Genomic DNA, 20,537 nt, shown 5'->3' on the forward strand with positions numbered 1-20,537 from the left:
GCGGCGCCGGCATCGAAGTCGTTATTCCGGACGGGCGCGGGTGCTGACCAGCAGCGACGCCAGGCTGGCCGCCTTGGGCTTCACCAGCCAGAACTTGCGCAGGTAGTCGTCCAGATTCTCATGGAGATGGCTGCCCCAGGCACTGCCGGTCTCGCGCACGTATTCGGCCAGCACCCCTTCCAGGTGGCTGCGATAGGCTTCCATGGCCTCGCTGTTGATGCGCTGGATCTCCACCAGTTCGTGGTTGACCCGGTCATAGAAACCGTTGTCCAAGTCCAGCACATAGGCGAAGCCGCCGGTCATGCCCGAGCCGAAGTTGTAGCCGGTCTTGCCCAGCACGCAGACGAAGCCGCCGGTCATGTACTCGCAGCAGTGGTCGCCGGTGCCTTCCACCACCGTGTGGGCCCCGGAGTTGCGCACCCCGAAGCGCTCACCGGCGGTGCCGGCGGCGAACAGCTTGCCACCGGTGGCGCCATAGAGGCAGGTGTTGCCGATGATGGCCGATTCCTGGCTCTTGAAGCCCGCGCCCTGGGGCGGGGTGATGACCAGCTTGCCGCCGGTCATGCCCTTGCCCACATAGTCGTTGGCATCGCCTTCCAGATACATATGCAGGCCGCCGGCGTTCCAGACGCCGAAGCTCTGGCCAGCAGTGCCCTTGAAGCGGAAGGTCAGCGGCGCCTTGACCATGCCCTGGTTGCCGTGACGCCGGGCGATTTCACCGGAGACACGGGCACCGATGGAGCGGTCGCAGTTGCCGATGCTCAGGCTGAAGTCACCGCCTTCGAGCTTTTCGATCCCGGGCAGCGACAGGCGTACCATTTCCTCGGCCAGCAGGCCCTGGTCGAACGGCGGGTTCTTTTCCACCTGACAGTACTGCGGCTTCTCGGCCGGAATATGATCGCTACCCAACAGCGGGGTGAGATCCAGGTGCTGTTGCTTGGCGGTCTCGCCCGGCAGGATTTCCAGCAGATCGGTACGACCGATCAGCTCGCCCAGGCTGCGCACGCCCAGCCTGGCCAGCCACTCGCGGGTTTCCTCGGCGATAAAGGTGAAGAAATTCATCACCATCTCTACCGTACCGATGAAGTGTTCCTTGCGCAGGCGGTCGTTCTGGGTGGCGACGCCGGTGGCGCAGTTGTTCAGGTGGCAGATGCGCAGGTACTTGCAGCCCAGGGCGATCATCGGCGCAGTACCGAAGCCGAAGCTCTCGGCGCCGAGGATGGCCGCCTTGATCACGTCCAGGCCGGTCTTCAGACCGCCGTCGGTCTGCACCCGCACCTTGCCGCGCAGGTCGTTACCGCGCAGGGTCTGGTGCGCCTCGGCCAGGCCCAGTTCCCAGGGCGAACCGGCGTACTTGATGGAGGTCACCGGCGAAGCACCGGTGCCGCCGTCGTAGCCGGAGATGGTGATGAGGTCGGCATAGGCCTTGGCCACACCAGCCGCTACCGTCCCCACGCCGGGCTCGGACACCAGCTTGACCGATACCAGCGCCTTGGGGTTGACCTGCTTGAGGTCAAAGATCAGCTGCGACAGGTCTTCGATGGAATAGATGTCGTGGTGCGGCGGCGGCGAGATCAGGGTCACGCCGGGTACCGCATAGCGCAGCTTGGCGATCAGGCCGTTGACCTTGCCACCGGGCAGCTGGCCGCCCTCGCCCGGCTTGGCGCCCTGGGCCACCTTGATCTGCAGGACCTCGGCATTGACCAGGTACTCGGGGGTGACGCCAAAGCGGCCGGTGGCCACCTGCTTGATCTTGGAGCTCTTGATGGTGCCGTAGCGCGCCGGGTCCTCGCCGCCCTCACCGGAGTTGGAGCGCCCACCCAGGCGGTTCATGGCCTCGGCCAGGGCCTCGTGGGCCTCCGGCGAGAGAGCGCCCAGGGAGATGCCGGCCGCGTCGAAGCGGGTGAAGATGTTGGCCAGCGGCTCGATCTCGTCCAGCGCCAGGGGCTGGTCGCTGGTCTTCACCTTGAGCAGGTCGCGGATCATGGCCACCGGACGCTGGTCCACCAGCGCGGTGTATTCGCGGAACTTGGCGTAGTCGCCCTGTTGCACGGCGGCCTGCAGCAGATTGACCACGTCCGGGTTGTAGGCGTGGTACTCGCCGCCATAGACGAACTTGAGCAGGCCACCCGGCTGGATCGGCTTGCGGTTGTTCCAGGCCTCGCCGGCCAGCAGCTTCTGCTCGGCTTCCAGGTCGACGAAGCGCGCACCCTTGATGCGGCTGGTGACCCCGGGGAAGCAGAGGTTGGTGACCTCGTCCGCCAGGCCCACGGCCTCGAACAGCTGGGCGCCGCGATAGGAGGCGACGGTGGAGATGCCCATCTTGGAGATCACCTTGAGCAGGCCCTTGGTGATGCCCTTGCGGTAGTACTTGAACACCTCGTAGAGGTCGCCCAGCACCTCGCCGGTGCGGATCAGATCGCCCAGCACCTCGTAGGCCAGGAACGGATAGACCGCGGTGGCGCCGAAGCCCAGCAGCACGGCGAAGTGGTGCGGATCACGGGCGGTGGCGGTCTCCACCAGGATATTGCTGCTGGTGCGCAGCCCCAGGTTGACCAGGTGATGGTGCACGGCGCCGGTGGCCAGCACCGCGTGTACCGGCAGCTTGCCCGGCTCGATGTGGCGGTCGGTCAGCACCAGCAGCACCTTGCCGGCGCGCACGGCCTCCTCGGCCTGCTCGACGATGTTGCGCAAGGCCGCCTCGAGGCCCATGGACTCGGGGTAGTTGAGGTCGATCTTGACATGCTCGAAGCCGGGCTTGGGCATGTTGAGAATGGTCCGCCACTTGGCCGGCGAGACCACCGGACTGCTCAGGATGGCGCGATCGGCGTGCTCGGCGGTTTCCTCGAAGACATTGCGCTCGGCGCCCAGGCAGGTCTCCAGGGACATGACGATGGACTCGCGCAGCGGGTCGATCGGCGGGTTGGTGACCTGGGCGAATTGCTGGCGGAAATAGTCGTAGGGGGAACGGATGCGCCGCGACAGCACCGCCATCGGGGTGTCGTCACCCATGGAGCCCACGGCTTCCTGGCCCTGCTCGCCCAGCGGGCGCAGCACCTGATCACGCTCCTCGAAGGTGACCTGGAACATCTTCATGTACTGGCGCAGCTGATCCTGGTCGTAGAAGGCCGAACCGTGATCGTTGTCGTCCAGGGTCGCCTGGATGCGCATGGCGTTCTTGCGCAGCCACTGCTTGTAGGGATGGCGCGCCTTGAGGCGATTGTCGATGTCGTCGGTCTGCAGCACCTCGCCGGTCTCGGTGTCCACGGCGAGGATCTGGCCCGGGCCGACCCGGCCCTTGGCGATGACGTCGTCGGGCTGGTAGTTCCAGACGCCGACTTCCGAAGCCAGGGTGATGTAACCGTTCTTGGTGGTCACCCAGCGCGCCGGGCGCAGGCCGTTGCGGTCGAGCAGGCAGACCGCGTAGCGGCCTTCGGTCAGCACCACGCCGGCCGGACCGTCCCAGGGCTCCATGTGCATGGAGTTGAATTCGTAGAAGGCGCGCAGATCGGCGTCCATGGTCTCGACGTTCTGCCAGGCCGGCGGAATGATCATGCGCACGGCGCGGAACAGATCCATGCCGCCGGTCACCAGCAGTTCCAGCATGTTGTCCATGCTGGAGGAGTCGGAACCGACGCGGTTGACCAGCGGACCGAGCTGATCGAGATCCGGGATCAGTTCGTTGACGAACTTGGTCCGCCGCGCCTGGGCCCAGTTGCGGTTGCCGGTGATGGTATTGATCTCGCCATTGTGGGCGAGATAGCGGAAGGGCTGCGCCAGCGGCCACTTCGGCAGGGTGTTGGTGGAGAAGCGCTGGTGGAAGACGCAGATGGCGGTGGCCAGACGCGGATCGCCGAGGTCCGGATAGAAGGCGGCGAGATCCGCCGGCATCATCAGGCCCTTGTAGACGATGACCCGGGACGACAGGCTGCAGATGTAGTGCTCGGCGTCCTCGGCGTTGCGCACCGAGGAACGGCGGCGGGCGGAGAACAGCTTGACGCCGAACTGCTGGTCGTCGAGACCCGGACCGGCGACGAACACCTGCTCGATGCGCGGCAGGCGGGCCAGGGCCAATTCACCCAGCACCGAGGTGTCGATGGGCACCTTGCGCCAGCCGACCAGGGTCAGGCCGGCGGCCTCGATCTCCAGGTTCATGTTGGCACGGGCCCGTTCGGCACGGGCCTCGTCCTGGTTGAAGAACACCACGCCGGCAGCGTACTGCTCGGGCAATTCGGCACCGAACTGCTCCTGGGCGATGGCGCGCAGGAAGGCGTCCGGCTTCTGCATGAGCAGACCGCAACCGTCACCGGTCTTGCCGTCCGCGTTGATACCGCCCCGGTGGGTCATGCAGGTCAGGGCTTCAATGGCCGTTTCCAGCAGGTCGTGGCTGGGCTCGCCCTGCATATGGGCGATCAGGCCGAAGCCGCAGTTGTCCTTGAAGCTATCGGGATTGAACAGGCCTGCTTTCATAGCGCTCTCACCGGCAATCAGGTTATTGCGAAGGCATCACAAAACGGTCCGCTTATTTGAACTTTTTTCGGACAGTCAAAGGCTGACCAGTGTAGCGAAAAAATCGCTTACGACAAACACTGATGACACCTGATGAAAATTTGGTGACGCAAAAAAGAAAGCCCCGGCATCACGCTCGTGATAGCACCGGGGCTTTATTTGCATTTCAGGCAAGAATCAGCGACTGGTGGCGATGTCCTGCTGGATGCTGGCGAAGGTCCGCGGCCAGGGTTTGCTGGCCTGCACCTTGGCCGGCAGCTGCTTGACCGCCGCTTCCGCCGCCGCCCGATTGGCGAAGTTGCCGTAGGTCACCACATAGAGCGCCTTGCCCTGGTAGCTCTTCTTGAAATAGCGGAAGTTGCCACTGTCGGACTGGCCGGCGATGAAGTCCTGCGCGGCCTTTTCGGTGCTGGTGCCCACCACCTGCAAGGCGTATTTGCTACCGGACTGGCTGCCGTACCAGCCCGCCGCGGCACTGCCGGCGTGGGCAGGCGCCGCCGTCGGGGCCGGCTTGGCCGGTGCCGGCGCGGCGGTAGGCGCAGGCGCGGTATGCCGGGGCGCCGGGGCAGCCACTGCCGGCGCACTGGGCGCTGGCGTGCGTGCCGGTGTCCGGCTGGGCAGTTCGTCTTCGTCACTGACCGGCGGGGCCTCGGTGGTCACGGTCGGCGGCACGCCGCCAGCGCCCATGTCGTTACCGGCCGCGGTACCCGCCTGCCGGCCACCAGCCGCTTCCGCCAGGGGTTCACGGATGACCGGCTGCGACTCACCCACCAGCGGCAGGGGCAGCGGCTTGGAAGAGCCGTCGAACTGGATGGGCGCCCCTTGGGCGTCCTTGCCGGCAGAGGCGGTGTTCTGGCTACCCATGGGCAGGTCCTGTCCGGCCGTGCCGGTGGCCGGGGCCTCGCTCTTGCCGCCCTTCAGCGACAGCGCCGCGGCGCCGACTGCCAGCACCACCACCCCGAGAATGACCAGGTGCTTGCGCGGCAGCGCCGCCAGCAGATTGCGCGAGCCCTTCGCCGGTGCGGCGGCCTTCTTGCGCCGGGCGCTCATGCCCGCCACCAGGACATCCCGGGCTTCTTCGTTGAGCCGACCGGGCCAGCCGCCGGAGCGCTGGTGGATGGTCGCGAGTTGCTCGTCGGTAAAGATCTCCAGGCCCTGGCCGGCACCCTCCAGGCGCTGGGCCAGATATTCCTCGGCCTCGCTCTCGCTGTAGGGCAGCAACTCGATGGCGTGATAGCGCTCTTCGCCCTGGGCGATGTCTTCCAGGCGCATCACCACTTCCGCTTCGCCGAACAGGAAGACGTGCAGGCGCTCCTTTTCGCCGCCACCGGCCAGTTCCAGCAGGGCTTCCAGCGCGGGGGTGGCCAGCGCCTCGGCGTCATCCACCAGGATGTAGACCTCCTGCCCCGCCAGGCGCACTTCCGCCGCCTGCGCGAGAATGGCCGCCGGCGTCTGGCTGTCGGCGCCCACGCCCTTGGCGACCTGGGCCAGCACGGTACGGGCGTCGCCGCCGTTCTGCGCGGAAATCACCACGCAGTGCACGGCCTCCTTCTTGGTACTGGCCGCCAGCGCCTGGCGCAGCAGCGTCTTGCCACTGCCCTCAGGGCCGCTGACCACCAGCAGCAGCTGGCTGTAGCGGGCCAGATGATGCAACTGGCCCAGCACCGGCTTGCGCTGCGCCGGAAAGAATTTGAAACCGGGAACGCGGGCGGCGAACGGGTCGTGAGTGAACTGATAGTGACCGAGGAAGGCTTCGTCGGCGTGCAGATTGGACATGGGACTCTCTTGTTCTCCTTACTGGGCGGTCAGCGCTTGGTAATCGGTACGCAGCGTCTGCTCGAGAATGTCGCGGGCGAAGTCGGCGGTCACCACGGCCTGGCCCAGGTCACTGAGCAGTACCAGCCGGAGTTGTCCATCCAGGACCTTCTTGTCCACCGCCATGAGGCGTTCGAAATCGGCCGGCTGCATGTCCGCCGGCGGTACCACGGGAAGCCCCGCCCGGACCAGCAGGCGCAGGGCGCGGTCGCGCTGGGCAGCCGTGAGCCAGCCCAGCAGCAGGGACATCTGCAACGCCATGACCATGCCGGCGGAAACCGCCTCGCCATGCAGCCAGACGCCATAGCCCTGGTGGGTCTCGATGGCGTGACCGAAGGTATGGCCGAGATTGAGGATGGCACGCAGGCCCGACTCGCGCTCGTCGCTGCCGACCACCTGGGCCTTGGCCGCGCAGGAACGCTCGATGGCTTGGGTGAGGGCCTGCTGGTCCAGCGCCAGCAGCGCCTCGACATGCTCTTCGAGCCAGCCGAGGAAGGGTTCGTCGCAGATCAGGCCGTACTTGATGACCTCGGCCAGACCCGCCGACAGTTCGCGCGCCGGCAGGGTCGCCAGGCTGTCGGTGTCGATGACCACGGCCTTGGGCTGGTAGAAGGCGCCGATCATGTTCTTGCCCAGCGGGTGGTTGATGCCGGTCTTGCCACCCACCGAGGAATCGACCTGGGACAGCAGCGTGGTCGGCACCTGAATGAAGTCCACCCCGCGCTGATAGCAGGCCGCGGCGAATCCGCCCATGTCGCCGATCACCCCGCCACCGAGGGCGATGAGGGTGGTCTTGCGATCATGGCGATCCTGCAGCAGGCCGTCGAAGATCAGCTGCAGGGTTTCCCAGTTCTTGTGCGCCTCGCCATCGGGCAGCACGATCGAGCTGACCTGGCGGTCGCCCAGGGTGCGCAGCAGGCGCTCCAGATAGAGCGGCGCGATGGTTTCATTGGTGACGATCGCCACCTTGCGCCCGGCGAGATGGGGCAGGAAGCAGTCCCGCCGATCCAGAAGGCCCTGGCCGATGTAGATCGGGTAGCTGCGCTCACCGAGCTCGACGTGAAGAGTCCGCATGCCGTCACCTTGATTCAAAGGGCGCCTAGCATAGCGCAGAACGCTTGCGGCTTTAATGCGGCGCCAGGGCTTTCAGACGGTCGAGTATCTGCAGCACGACCAGCCGGGGTGGCCGCTCGTCGGTCTCGATGATGATATCGGCGATCTCGCGGTACAGCGGGTCGCGCATGGCCATGAGATTGCGCAGCACCGCCGCAGGATCGGCGGTCTGCAGGAGGGGACGGTTGCGATCGCGGGAGGTGCGTTCGATCTGCTGCTCGATGGAGGCATGCAGATAGATGACCCGTCCGCCGTGCTTGAGCGCCTGGCGATTGTCCTCGCGCAGCACGGCGCCCCCGCCGGTGGCCATTACCAGGCCGTTTTCCGCGCACAGCTCGGCGATCGCAGCGCGTTCGCGCTCGCGAAAGCCCTGCTCGCCTTCCACATCGAAGATCCAGGGGATGTCGGCACCGGTACGTTCTTCGATTACCTTGTCGGAATCCTTGAACGGCAGCCGCAATTCCTTCGCCAGGAGCCGGCCGATGGTGCTCTTGCCCGAGCCCATCGGTCCTACGAGAAACAGATTACGCACTTATGTCATCGACCAACCGCTATCGCCTGGTTGTTCATGATACGCGGCGTGAGGAAGATCAGCAGCTCGACTTTGCTGTCGGTGACCGAATCCCGGCGGAACAGTCGGCCGACATAGGGAATATCCCCCAGCATCGGCACCTTGGTGGTGGACTTGGTCTGGGTATTGGAGAACACCCCGCCCAGCACGATGGTCTCGCCATCGCTCACCAGCACCTTGGCATTGACCTCGTTCTTGCTGATCGGCGGCACGCCGTTGAGGGCATTCTGGTAGTCAGGGGCATCCTTGTTGACCTTGACCTCCATGATGATGCGGTTGTCCGGGGTGATCTGCGGTGTGACCTCCAGCGACAGGGCAGCCTGCTTGAAGCTGGTGCTGGTGGCACCGCTGGAGCTGGCTTCCTGGTAGGGGATCTCGGTACCGCGCAGGATCTTGGCGGTCTCCTTGTCCGAGGTCACCACCTTGGGCTGGGAGATGATTTCGCCATTGCCACTGGATTGCAGCGCGGACAGCTGCAGGTCGAGCATCTTGCCACCGACCATGAAGCCGACGCCGATGCCCGAGGTGCTGCCGGAAACGCCCATGTCGACGAAGGGCGTGGGCGCGACGCCGTTGGTAGAAGTGAAATTACCCACGGTACTGGTGCCCGGCAGGAAGGCCTGACCGGTAGTAGGATCGACCGTGGTGGCGCCGTCCTTGCCATAGACCGCGAAGTTGCCCGAACTGGCGTTACCGCCCCAGCGCACGCCCAGCTGCTTGCTGTAGTCGACGTTGGCCTCCACCAGCCGCGCCTCGATCATCACCTGGCGCACCGGGATGTCCAGCTGCGAGACGATGCGCCGGAGTTCGTCCAGGCGATTCTGGGTCTGGTAGGCAATGATGCTGTTGGTGCGCTCGTCCACCGAGATGGAGCCGCGCTCGTCGGCGGTCTTGTCGGCGCTGGTCACCGACTGGAACAGCTTGGCGATATCGGCGGCCTTGGCGTAGTTGACCTGGATCAGGTCGCGACGCAGCGGGGCCAGCTGCTGGATCTGCTTCTGGGATTCCAGCTCCTGACGCTCGCGGGCGGCGATCTCGTCGGCCGGTGCAACCAGCAGCACGTTGCCGATCTGGCGCTTGTCGAGACCCTTGGTCTTGAGGATCAGATCCAGCGCCTGGTCCCAGGGCACGTTCTGCAGGCGCAGGGTGATGTTGCCCTGCACGGTGTCGCTCGCCACCAGGTTGAGATTGGTGAAATCGGCGATCAGCTGCAGCACCGAGCGGACGTCGATGTCCTGGAAATTCAGCGACAGTTTTTCACCGGTATAGGTGAAGCGATCGGCTGCGCGCTTTTCCTTTTCCTCGGTGGTGAGCGGCTTGACGCTCAGGGTCAGACGATTGTTGGTCTGGTAGGCCAGGTAGTCGTAGGTCCCGGTCGGTTCGATGACGATGGACGCCCCGCCGCTGTCAGCGGAGGCGTTGACGAACTGCACGGGGGTGGCGAAGTCCTTGACGTCCAGGCGCACGCGCAGCTCTTCGGGCAGCTGGGTACCGGCGAAGGTCAGGCGGATCTTGCCGCCCTGCTCCTGGATGTCCGGGTTGATGCCGGTCTCGCTCAGGTCGATGACCACGTTGCCCTCGCCCTGGGGACCCCGCTGGAAATCGATATGGCGGATCGCCTTGCCGCGCAGTTGCGGCCGCGGCGCGGTCATGGCCGCTACGGTGGAAGTGGCCTGGGTCGGCGGCAGCGGCGTGCGGGCGACCGCACCGGGCAGGGGGGCGGACGAGGGTGCGGTCACGGTGGCCGGCGCGGCGGCGCGCGGCAGGTTGGGCGTCAGATTGGCCTGGGCGCTGGCAGTCTGGCGACCGGCGGTGCCGCCGATGGTGACGAACAGGTTGCGGCCGTCGGCCCGGGTGTCGTAGCTGGCCAGGTTGGTGAGGTTGATGATCAGGCGGGTGCGATTTCCCGCCTCGACCACCGTCACGCTGCGAGCATTGCCATTGCCCAGCTCGCGGCTCTTGGTACCCAGCTTGTTGGCCACGCCGGGCAGATCCAGGGCAATCCGCGCCGGCTGCTCGATGGTGTAGCCCTTGGGCACCGGCACCGGCTGATCGAAGGTCAGCTTGAGTTCGATACGATCCCCGGGCAGGGAGGCGACGTTCAAGGCCTGCAGATCGGCTGCCAGGGCCTGACCGGCCAGGCTGCTCAGCAGCAGGGCCAGTCCCAGTCGTCCCGCGATAGTAGTGTTCACAGTGCTCGCCCTGCCCATTTAAGTCTTTTCCTTCAAGGTGATGGTGCGCGGCCGTTCCAGCCAGCCACCCTCGCCATCCGGGACGATTTCGATCACGTCGATCTCGCCATCGGTAATCTTGGTGATGCGCCCATCGTTGCGCCCCAGGTAGTCCCCCACCTTGACGCGATGCACGCCCCCGGCACCGTTGACCAAAGCATAGCGGCCGCTGGCATTGGCCAGGATGCCGACCATGCTGAAGGTCTCGATGTTGAAGCCTTCGAGAAACTGCTTGGGCCGATTCGCGTCCGGCTTGATGTTGCCGGTTCCGCGCTGGCGCACCGTGGGATCGATGCGCACCGGCGCCTGGAAGGGGCTGCGCAGGGCCGCGGCGGCGTAGGTGAAGGGTTCGTAGGCGCGAAACTGCGGCAGCGGCTCGATGGAACCGCGCGGCTTGGCCCGGGTTTCGTCCATGAAGGCCTGCAGATCGCTGGTATCGCTGGAACCACAGCCGACCAGCACGCCGGTCAGCAGGCAAAGCAACAGGGGCGTCCTCATTTGCCGAGCCCCTTGTCGTTGTACCTGTAGGTCTTGGCCAGGACGTTCATGCGCAACTTGCCGCCGCCTCCGGAGACCGTACCGCCACCATTGGCATTCTTGTCGTCCACCGGCTTGAGATCGAAGTCGTGCAGGGTGACGATGCGCGGCAGGCTGGAGACGCTGCTGACGAAGGTCGCCAGGTCGTGATAGTTGCCCACCACGGTGATCTGGATCGGCAACTCGACGTAGAACTGCTGGGTGACTTCGGGCAGCAGCTTGATCTGCTCGAATTCCAGACCGCTGCCGAGACCGGTGCGGGTGATGTCTTCCAGCAGCGCCGGCACCTCGGTATCGCCGGGCAGTTGCCGCAGCAGGGCACCGAAGGACTCCTCCATCTCCACCATCTGCTGCTTGTAGGCATCCAGATTGGCGGCCTGGAAGGCCTTGCTGGCGTATTGCTGCTTGAGCGTCTCTTCCTGATTGCGCTGACTGTCCAGCTGGGCCTGCATGTCGCTGAGATGGAACTGATAGCCGAGCAGCAGCACCACCAGCATGATCAGCAGGCAGGCGATGACCTTGACCGGCTTGGGCCAGGAACCGAGGTTCTCCAGGCTGAGTTCGTTGATGTCAACCTTGCGCAGGCTGGCCAGGGAATCGGCGAGACTCATGGTTTGCCTCCCTTGGCGAGCGGGGCCGGGGCAACGGGGGCGCCGGGCTGGGTCTGCTTGACAGTGAGCTGGAAGGTGTTGGCCTGGTCCACCGCTCCGGCAGTGGTCGCCTTGACCTCGATCAGCGTAGGCGACGCGAACCAGTCGGAGGCATCCAGGTTACGCATCAGGTTGGAGACGCGGTTGTTGGATTCCGCCTCGCCGCTGATCGACAGGGTGTCGCCCTGCATCTTCAGCTCGCGGAAGTAGACGCCGTCCGGCAGGGTACGCACCAACTGGTCGAAGACGTGGCCGATGACCGGGCGGTTGCCTTGCAGGTCCTGGATGATCTTCATCCGCGCCAGCAGTTGCTGACGACGGGTCTTGAGTTCGCTGATCTCCTTGATGCGCACGTCCAGCTGGGCGATGTTCTGTTGGATGAAGGCGTTGCGCGCCTCCTGCCGGGCGATCTCGCCGGACAGGTACTGATCCCCGAGAAACACGGCGCCGCACGAGAGCACGAAGATACCGCCCAGGATCACCAGGAACTGCTTGCGCCTTTCTTCGCGCAGCTGCTCCCGCCAGGGCAAGAGGTTGATGCGGGCCATCTAGTCGAAACTCCTCATGGCCAGGCCGCAGGCGATCATCAGCGCCGGGGCGTCACCCGCCAGGGCTGCCGCATTGACCTTATTGCTGACGGTCATGTCGGCGAAGGGATTGGCCAGGACCGTGGGGGTGCCGATTTTCTGCTGGATCAAGCGGTCGAGTCCGGAAATTGACGCGGTTCCTCCAGCAAGCAAGATGTAGTCCACATCATTGTATTGCCCGGCGGCGAAAAAGAACTGCAGCGAACGCGCCACCTGCTGCACCACGGCCTCGCGGAAGGGCGTCAGCACCTCGCTCTGGTAGTCGTCCGGCAATCCACCCTGCTTCTTGGCCAGACCGGCCTCCTCCACCGAGAGGCCGTAGCGGCGCTGGATTTCCTCGGTGAGCTGACGACCGCCGAACAACTGCTCGCGGGTATAGATGGTCTTGCCGTTGTGCAGCACGCTCAGGGTGGTCATGGTGGCGCCGATGTCGACCACCGCCACGGTCAGGTCGTCGACATGGCCGCCGAGCTGGTTGGCCAGCAACTGGTAGGCGCGCTCCAAGGCATAGGCCTCGACGTCGACCACCTTGGCCGCGACACCGGCCAGCGCCAGGGCCGCCTCGCGAACCTCGACGTTTTCCTTCCGGCAGGCGGCCAGCAGCACCTCGACGCGCTCGGCGTTGCGCGGCGACGGCCCCTGCACCTCGAAGTCGATGGCGACCTCGTCCAGCGGATAGGGAATGTACTGGTCGGCTTCCAGCTTGATCTGGTTTTCCAGCTCGTCGTCGGTCAGGCCGGCATCCATCTCGATGGTCTTGGCGATCACCGCCGAGCCGGAGACGGCCACCGCAGCGCTGCGCGCGGAGCTGCGCGCCTTGACCAGCACCCGGCCGATGGCCAGGCCCACGCCTTCGAGTTCGGCGATGTTCTTTTCCACCACGGCATTGGCCGGCAGGGGCTCGACCGCATAGGCCTCCACCCGGTAGCGTCCGCCTGAACGGCTCAACTCGATGAGTTTCACGGATGTCGAACTGACGTCGATACCCAGCAGCGTATTCGCCTTCTTTCTGAATAGCCCTAGCACATCAGTTCCCTATGAGCGACGGTGGTCTTCCGCGGACGGGCATTAGATAACAGACTTGACACCCGAGCAAATAGCGGCCAACCGCCAAACGCGCCTATAATGGCGACGCCGTGTAGGCTGACCCTCACCTGTCGCCCTTTCCTTCTTTCCATTCGAAAAGTCTCTTGATGCGTGTTCTGAAATTTTTCTGGTGGTCGTTGGTCGCCCTGGTCTGCAGCCTTTTGCTGGGTCTCAGCGGTGCCTTCCTCTACCTCAGCCCCAGCCTGCCCTCCATCGACGCCCTGCGAAACGTGCAACTGCAGATCCCTCTGCGGGTGTACAGCGCGGACGGCAAACTCATCGCCGAATTCGGCGAAATGCGCCGCTCGCCGCTGCGGTTCAACGAGATACCGCCCAACTTCATCCATGCCCTGCTCTCCGCCGAGGATGACAACTTCGCCAATCACTATGGCGTGGATGTGAAAAGCCTGGCGCGCGCAGTGAGCCAGCTGGTCAAGACCGGACATATCCAGACCGGCGGCAGCACCATCACCATGCAGGTCGCCAAGAACTACTTCCTGACCAGCGAACGCAGCTTCTCGCGCAAATTCACCGAGATCCTCCTGGCGCTGCAAATCGAGCGCCAACTGAGCAAGGACGAGATCCTCGAGCTCTACGTCAACAAGATCTACCTGGGCAACCGCGCCTACGGTATCGAGGCCGCCGCCCAGGTCTACTACGGCAAGTCCATCAAGGACCTGACCGTCGCCCAGATGGCGATGATCGCCGGTCTGCCCAAGGCGCCGTCGCGCTACAACCCGGTCGCTAATCCTGAGCGTAGCCTGGAAAGACGCAACTGGATCCTCGAACGCATGTTCAAGCTCGGTTATATCGATCAGGCGGCCTACCAGGCCGGCATCGCCGAGCCGCTCGAGGCCTACCACCACGTCGCCGTGCCTGAACTCAACGCTCCCTACATCGCCGAAATGGCGCGGGCGGAAATGGTCGGGCGCTACGGCGGCGACGCCTATACCGACGGTTATCAGGTCTATACCACCATCGACAGCCGGCTGCAGACGGACGCCTTCAACGCCGTGCGCGACGGCCTGACCGACTATGACCGCCGCCATGGCTATCGCGGCCCCGAGGCCCAGTGGCCCAACCGCAGCCGCCCCGAGTGGACCGCGCTGATCCAGAAGCAGCGCATTGTCGGCGGCCAGGATCCGGCCATCGTCACCCAGGTGGAGAAGAGCGGCATCCTGGTCCTGACCCGCGAGGGCAAGGAAGAGGCGGTCTCCTGGGACTCGATGAAGTGGGCACGCCCCTACCTCAGCGCCAACAGCCTGGGGCCGCGCCCGAACGGTCCGGCCGACGTGGTCAAGGTCGGCGACCTGATCCGGGTGCAGCGCCAGGACGATGGCAGCCTGAAGTTCTCGCAGATCCCCAAGGCGCAGAGCGCCCTGGTGTCGCTTGATCCCCAGGATGGCGCCATCCGCGCCCTGATCGGTGGTTTCTCCTTCGAGCAAAGCAACTACAACCGCGCGACCCAGGCCCGCCGCCAGCCCGGCTCCAGCTTCAAGCCGTTCATCTATAGCGCGGCCCTGGAGAAGGGCTTCACCGCCGCCAGCCTGGTCAACGATGCGCCCATCGTCTTCATGGACGAGAATCCCGACGAAGCCTGGCGACCGAAGAACGACAACAACACCTTCCTCGGCCCCATCCGCCTGCGCGAGGCGCTGTATCGCTCGCGCAACCTGGTGTCCATCCGGGTGCTGCAGGCCATCGGCATCGACTATGCGCTGGATTACGTCAGTCGCTTCGGCTTCGAGCGCGATCAGTTGCCGCGCAACCTGTCCCTCGCCCTCGGCACCCCGGGCCTGACGCCGCTGGAGGTGGCCACCGGCTGGTCGGTGTTCGCCAACGAAGGCTACAAGGTGACGCCCTACGTGGTCGATCACGTGACCGATCGCGACGGCAAGGTGGTCTATCGCACTGCCGCGCCGCGGGTGCCCCAGCAGGTGCAGGCCAAGGCCGCAGCCGGCGTCGAGGTCACACCGGTGGCCGATACCACCGCTGCCGATCCGGCCAATCCGCCGCCGGTGTTCGCGCCCCAGGTCATCGACCCGCGCAACGCCTTCATCATGAACAGCATGCTGCAGGACGTGATCAAGCGCGGTACCGGGCGCAAGGCGCTGGAACTGGGTCGCAACGACCTGGCCGGCAAGACCGGCACCACCAACGAATCCAAGGACACCTGGTTCTCCGGCTACAACGGCGACTACGTGACCACGGTCTGGGCCGGCTTCGATCAGCCCGAGACCCTGGGTCGCCAGGAATTCGGTGGCACCGTGGCCCTGCCGATCTGGATGAGCTACATGGGCGCGGCGCTCAAGGACAAGCCGCCGCATCAGCTCAAGGAACCGGACGGCATCGTTTCCATCCGCGTCGATCCCACCACGGGTCGCGCCGCGCCGCCCGGCACGCCCAACGCCTATTTCGAGCTGTTCAAGAGCGAGGACACCCCGCCGAGCCTGGACGAGCTGCCGCCCGGCGTCGCGCCCGGCACGCCACTGCCCTCCAGCGAAAACGTGCCCATGGACATCTTCTGATCCGCGCCCAATAAAAAACCCCGCCTTGGCGGGGTTTTTTTTGCTTCGGGCCTTACTTGGCGAAGACGTCATCCACCGACTTCAGCGGATAGTTCGCCGGATAGGGCAGCGTGGCCACGCCGGTCTCGATGGCGGCCTTGGCCACGGCATCGGATACCAGGGTGATCAGGCGCGCGTCCATCGGCTTGGGAATGATGTACTCGCGACCGAAGCTCAGGCTGTCGACGTTGTAGGCGGCGCAGACTTCCTTGGGCACCGGCAGCTTGGCCAGATCACGCAGGGCCAGGGCCGCGGCGATCTTCATCTCTTCGTTGATCACCCGGGCGCGAACGTCCAGGGCACCGCGGAAGATGAAGGGGAAGCCCAGCACGTTGTTGACCTGGTTCGGATAGTCGGAGCGACCGGTGGCCATGATCACGTCGTCGCGGGTGGCGTGGGCCAGCTCGGGGGTGATTTCCGGATCCGGGTTGGAGCAGGCGAAGACGATGGGGTTGGCCGCCATGCGCTTGAGGCCTTCCGCCGACAACAGGTTCGGACCGGACAGACCGACGAAGACATCGGCGCCTTCGAGGGCGTCGTCCAGGGTGCGCTTGCTGGTCTCGGTGGCGAAGGCCGCCTTGTACTGGTTCAGGTCGCTGCGACCGCTGTGGACCACGCCCTGACGGTCGATCATGTAGATGTTCTCGACCTTGGCGCCCATGCTGGCCAGGAGGCGCATGCAGGAGATGGCGGCAGCGCCGGCACCCAGGCAGACGATCTTGGCGTCTTCCAGACGCTTGCCGGCGATTTCCAGGGCGTTGAGCATGCCGGCGGCGGTGACGATGGCGGTGCCATGCTGGTCATCGTGGAAGACCGGGATGTCGCACTGCTCGATCAGGGCGCGCTCGATCTCGAAGCACTCGGGCGCCTTGATGTCTTCGAGGTTGATGCCGCCGAAGGTGATGGAGATGCGCTTGACGGTGTCGATGAAGGCCTGGGGGCTCTCGGCGTCCACCTCGATGTCGAAGACGTCCACACCGGCGAAGCGCTTGAACAGCACGCCCTTGCCTTCCATCACCGGCTTGGAGGCCAGCGGGCCGAGGTTGCCCAGGCCGAGGATGGCGGTACCGTCGGAGATCACGGCGACCAGGTTGCCCTTGCCGGTGTAACGGTAGGCCAGTTCGGGATCGCGACCGATCTCGCGGACCGGTTCGGCGACGCCGGGACTGTAGGCCAGGGACAGGTCACGGGCGGTCGCGGTGGGCTTGGTCAGCTCGACGCTGAGTTTGCCGGGGCGCGGTTGGGCGTGGTATTCGAGGGCGGCGGTTTTGAGATCAGACATTATTGGTATATCCGCGTGGTGTGGGTCTTGGGTCGGGCGAGAATACGCAAAGACTCAAGGTGCCACAAGCAATCGGCCATATGCCTGAAATCAATCGCAATACGACTTTCGGCTAAAACGATTCAACCCGCAAACCCAGCATGTGCGGGTCGCTCAGGGTCATCTGCCAGCGCCCGCGACCCGCTTCCTGGCGCCGACTGCGATCGACGATCCAGCCTCGGGCTTCGAGGTCGCGCCCTGTCCATTGGCGCAGCGGCACCTCGTCGAAGGCCGCGACGAAGCGCTCGGGGACATTGACCACCAGATCGCCTTCGAACTGCAGCCAGAGGCCGCCACGATTGCGCTCGACGTCCAGCAGACGCCCCCGCACCACGGCGAAACCACTCTCTTCCAAGCGGGTCGAGGCGATGGTCGGATCCTGCTTCCAGACGCCCCGTCGCGCCTTGCGCGCCTGGCTTTCCGCGGCGGCCTGACAGGCGGCCAGCCGGGTATTGGGCGCGATGGCGACGGCATAGCCGAAGCCCTCGGCTATCAGCCGGGCTTCCAGGTTGCCGCCCTGGCGATCATAGAGATGCGCCAGGGTGCGACCATAGTGGTCGGTCGCCTCGCTGCCCGGCACCAGCCGCAGGCGCTGGTCGCTGGCCGCGACCAGCTCAAGCAGCCGCCGACGCGCCGCCTCGGCATAGGGCTGGGCGGTACCGCCGGACGTGCCCAGCTCCGGAGCATTGACGCCGATCAGGCGCACCGAACGGCCGTCGACCAGGCGCAGGGTATCGCCGTCGACCACCTGGCGGACCACGACCTCCTGTCCGCCCGGCAGCAACGGACAGTCCGCCGCCTGGGCCACCGGGGCGCCAGCTAGGCCACAAACAAAAAAGGCGCCCCAGAGGGACGCCTTTTTCAGTGTCGAACCATGCAGAGATGGCCGACGGCAGCGCATTACTTGTTGCTGCCGAACACGCCGAAGCGCTGCTTGAAGCGATCGATACGGCCGCCAGCGTCCAGGACCTTCTGCTTGCCAGTGTAGAACGGGTGGCATTCGGAGCAGACGTCCAGGTGAATGTTCTTGCTCAGGGTCGAGCGGGTCTTGATGACGTTGCCGCAGCTGCAGGTGGCTTCGATGGCATCGTACTGCGGATGGATATCAGCTTTCATGGGACTATCCTCGGGGTCTAGCTGTGCCGCCACCCGGCGCCATTGCCGGATACCGCACAGATTTGGGCTGCAAATCATACCAGAGCAGATAGGAGGTGCAAGCAGCCCCCTCACCGCCCGTCTGCTACCATCGGGCTTTCCTCCTGCGAGCCCTGCCGTGCCCCTGATCCTGCGCCTGGCGCTGCCCTCCCCACTGCGCCGCCTGTTCGACTATCTGCCGCCCAAGGGAGTGGTCGAGGAGCAGTTGCGCCCGGGCGTGCGGCTGCGGGTACCCTTCGGTCGCCGCGAGGTGGTCGGGGTGCTGATCGAGGTGGCCCGGGAAACCGAGGTGCCGCCGGACAAGCTGCGCAAGGCACTGCAACTGCTCGACGAGCGTCCGCCGCTGCCCAGCGCGCTGTTCGAGCTCTGCCAGTGGTCTGCCCAGTACTATCAGCACAGCCTCGGCGACACCCTGAGCTGGGCACTTCCTGCCCTTTTGCGTCAGGGGGAGCCGGCCGAGCGACGACTGCAGCGCTTCTGGATCGCCCAGCCCGATGCGCGCCCGGAAGATCCACGCCTGGCCCGCGCGCCGCGCCAGCGCGAGGCACTCAAGACCCTGCGCCAGCACCCCCACGGGGTGCTGCACGAATTGCTCGGTCAGCTCGGCCTGGTCAAGGACAGTCTCGATCTGCTGCAGGCCAAGGGCCTGGTCACGGTGGAGACCCGCTATCACCAGCCGACGCGGCACCAGGGTTCCTGGCTGGCCCAGGCCGAGTTGCCACTCAACAGCGAGCAGCGCCTGGCCTACGAAGCGGTCCGCGCCGGCAGCGGCTTCCACTGCCATCTCCTGGAAGGGGTGACCGGCAGCGGCAAGACCGAGGTCTATCTGCAACTGATCCGCGCCACCCTGGAAGCGGGGCGCCAGGCGCTGCTACTGATCCCCGAGATCAACCTGGGCCCGCAGACCCTGGGGCGTTTCGAGCAGCGCTTCAATGCCCGCATCGCCCTGCTGCACTCGGCGCTGACCGATCGCGAGCGCATGGATATCTGGCTGGCCGCCCGCGATGGCGAACTGGACATCGTGGTCGGCACCCGCTCGGCGCTGTTCACCCCACTCAAACACCCTGGGCTGATCATCGTCGATGAGGAACACGACGCCTCCTATAAACAGCAGGAAGGCCTGAGGTACCACGCTCGCGACCTGGCGGTGGTTCGCGCGCGCTTCGAGAATCTGCCGGTGGTGCTGGGCTCGGCCACGCCCTCGCTGGAAAGCCTGCACAACGCCGACCAGGGGCGCTATGCCCACCTGCGCCTGTCGCTCCGTGCCGGTGGCGCCCAGCCGCCGCGCTTCGAGCGCCTGGACGTGCGCAGCCGTCCGCTGGACAGCGGCCTCTCCCAGCCACTGCTCAAGGCCATGGGCGCGACCCTGGAGCGCGGTCAGCAGGTGCTGGTGTTCCTCAATCGTCGCGGCTTCGCCCCCACCCTGCTCTGCCACGACTGCGGCTGGCTGGCCCAGTGCCCGCGCTGCGATGCGCGCATGACCTATCACCGCGGCTCCGGCGAATTGCGCTGCCACCACTGTGATCAGCGCCAGACGCCGCCGCGGCATTGCCCGTCCTGCGGCAAGCTCGACCTGCGCCCGGTGGGTGCCGGTACCGAACGCGCCGAGGAACGCCTGCAGCTGCTGTTTCCGGACGTCCCGGTGCTGCGCATCGACCGCGACACCACGGCACGCAAGGACGCCTTGGGCAAACTCCTGCGCACCATCCACAGTGGGGTGCCCTGCATCCTGGTCGGCACCCAGATGCTCGCCAAGGGGCACCACTTTCCAAAGGTGACCTTGGTGGCCGTGCTGGACGCCGACAGCGGGCTGTTTTCCGCCGACTTCCGCGCCAGCGAGCGCATGGCCCAGCAGATCGTCCAGGTGGCCGGTCGCGCCGGTCGCGCCGAGGAGCCGGGGCAGGTGCTGATCCAGACCCATCTGGCCGATCATCCGCTGATGGTGCAGCTGGCCGAGGAGGGTTATCCGGCCTTTGCCCGCCAGGCTCTGCAGGAGCGCCGCGCCGCCGGGCTGCCGCCCTTCGCCTATCTGGCGCTGCTGCGCGCCGATGCCCATCGCCAGGACCAGGTGGAGAATTTCCTGGAGGCGGCCTATCACGTCGCCGAGGGCCTGGCGGTCAATCTCGCCCTGCCTCAGGTGGAGTTGCTGGGGCCGGTACCGGCGCCGATGGAGCGCCGCGCCGGTCGCCACCGGGCCCAGTTGCTGCTGCAAAGCAGCAGCCGCGCGCCTCTGCATCGCCTGCTGGGCATCTGGGTCGTCCAGCTGGAAAGCCTGCCTGAAGCCCGTCAGGTGCGCTGGTCGCTGGACGTGGATCCCATCGATCTCTTCTAGTGGCATTGGCTTACCATTGGCAAGGCCGGGCTCGCCACGGATAATGCCGGGTTTTCATCGCAG

The 20,537-nt window shown here is 65.6% G+C and carries 14 protein-coding genes; 2 read left to right on the plus strand and 12 right to left on the minus strand.

Going from position 1 to position 20,537, the window contains the following annotated elements; translation table 11 throughout:
• Positions 1 to 21: 21 nt before the first annotated feature.
• The 9 genes from gltB to PVZ72_RS10595 all read right to left on the minus strand — a co-directional run bounded on the left by gltB (position 22) and on the right by PVZ72_RS10595 (position 13,039).
• Positions 22 to 4,470, minus strand: coding sequence for a glutamate synthase large subunit (gene gltB / locus PVZ72_RS10555; RefSeq protein ID WP_273861872.1), 4,449 nt, complete (start codon positions 4,468 to 4,470; stop codon positions 22 to 24).
• Positions 4,471 to 4,686: 216 nt separating this feature from the next.
• Positions 4,687 to 6,285 (minus strand): AAA family ATPase, encoded by a 1,599-nt coding sequence (locus tag PVZ72_RS10560; protein ID WP_273861873.1) that lies wholly within the window; start codon positions 6,283 to 6,285, stop codon positions 4,687 to 4,689.
• Positions 6,286 to 6,303: 18 nt separating this feature from the next.
• On the minus strand, positions 6,304 to 7,398 hold the full coding sequence (gene aroB, locus PVZ72_RS10565; RefSeq protein ID WP_187980377.1) for a 3-dehydroquinate synthase: 1,095 nt from the start codon (positions 7,396 to 7,398) through the stop codon (positions 6,304 to 6,306).
• Positions 7,399 to 7,450: 52 nt separating this feature from the next.
• Positions 7,451 to 7,969: a shikimate kinase AroK gene (gene aroK / locus PVZ72_RS10570; RefSeq protein WP_133861489.1), complete on the minus strand. Its 519-nt coding sequence runs from the start codon at positions 7,967 to 7,969 to the stop codon at positions 7,451 to 7,453.
• 5 nt (positions 7,970 to 7,974) lie between these two features.
• Positions 7,975 to 10,200: a type IV pilus secretin PilQ gene (pilQ, locus tag PVZ72_RS10575; protein WP_187980378.1), complete on the minus strand. Its 2,226-nt coding sequence runs from the start codon at positions 10,198 to 10,200 to the stop codon at positions 7,975 to 7,977.
• Between the two features lie 18 nt (positions 10,201 to 10,218).
• A complete protein-coding gene (locus PVZ72_RS10580) occupies positions 10,219 to 10,737 on the minus strand; it encodes a pilus assembly protein PilP (protein WP_133861491.1) in 519 nt (172 codons plus the stop codon).
• The gene (gene pilO / locus PVZ72_RS10585; protein ID WP_187980379.1) at positions 10,734 to 11,387 is read right to left on the minus strand and encodes a type 4a pilus biogenesis protein PilO; all 654 of its coding nucleotides are present in this window, start codon (positions 11,385 to 11,387) and stop codon (positions 10,734 to 10,736) included. Before pilO ends, PVZ72_RS10580 begins: the two co-directional genes overlap by 4 nt.
• Positions 11,384 to 11,974: a PilN domain-containing protein gene (locus PVZ72_RS10590; protein ID WP_158893530.1), complete on the minus strand. Its 591-nt coding sequence runs from the start codon at positions 11,972 to 11,974 to the stop codon at positions 11,384 to 11,386. Before PVZ72_RS10590 ends, pilO begins: the two co-directional genes overlap by 4 nt.
• Positions 11,975 to 13,039 (minus strand): pilus assembly protein PilM, encoded by a 1,065-nt coding sequence (locus PVZ72_RS10595; RefSeq protein WP_133861494.1) that lies wholly within the window; start codon positions 13,037 to 13,039, stop codon positions 11,975 to 11,977.
• Positions 13,040 to 13,206: 167 nt separating this feature from the next.
• Between PVZ72_RS10595 and PVZ72_RS10600 the strand changes: the two genes are divergently transcribed.
• Entirely contained in the window at positions 13,207 to 15,627 is a 2,421-nt protein-coding gene (locus tag PVZ72_RS10600; RefSeq protein WP_187980380.1) for a penicillin-binding protein 1A, read from the plus strand.
• 52 nt (positions 15,628 to 15,679) lie between these two features.
• Here the strand turns inward: PVZ72_RS10600 and PVZ72_RS10605 are convergent, their stop codons facing one another.
• The 3 genes from PVZ72_RS10605 to rpmE form a co-directional block, all read right to left on the minus strand.
• Positions 15,680 to 16,948, minus strand: a complete 1,269-nt coding sequence (locus PVZ72_RS10605; protein WP_133861496.1) for a malic enzyme-like NAD(P)-binding protein — start codon at positions 16,946 to 16,948, stop codon at positions 15,680 to 15,682.
• Positions 16,949 to 17,060: 112 nt separating this feature from the next.
• Entirely contained in the window at positions 17,061 to 17,888 is an 828-nt protein-coding gene (locus tag PVZ72_RS10610; protein WP_187980381.1) for a thermonuclease family protein, read from the minus strand.
• Complete coding sequence (gene rpmE / locus PVZ72_RS10615) at positions 17,888 to 18,103, minus strand: 50S ribosomal protein L31 (protein WP_133861498.1); 216 nt, start codon at positions 18,101 to 18,103, stop codon at positions 17,888 to 17,890. Before rpmE ends, PVZ72_RS10610 begins: the two co-directional genes overlap by 1 nt.
• Before the next feature lie 157 nt (positions 18,104 to 18,260).
• Here rpmE and PVZ72_RS10620 point away from each other — a divergent pair, with 157 nt between their 5' ends.
• On the plus strand, positions 18,261 to 20,474 hold the full coding sequence (locus tag PVZ72_RS10620; protein WP_187980382.1) for a primosomal protein N': 2,214 nt from the start codon (positions 18,261 to 18,263) through the stop codon (positions 20,472 to 20,474).
• The last annotated feature ends 63 nt before the right edge of the window (positions 20,475 to 20,537 follow it).

The sequence above is a fragment of the Pseudomonas sp. LA5 genome (genome assembly GCF_028640825.1).
Lineage (GTDB): Bacteria > Pseudomonadota > Gammaproteobacteria > Pseudomonadales > Pseudomonadaceae > Chryseomonas > Chryseomonas aestiva.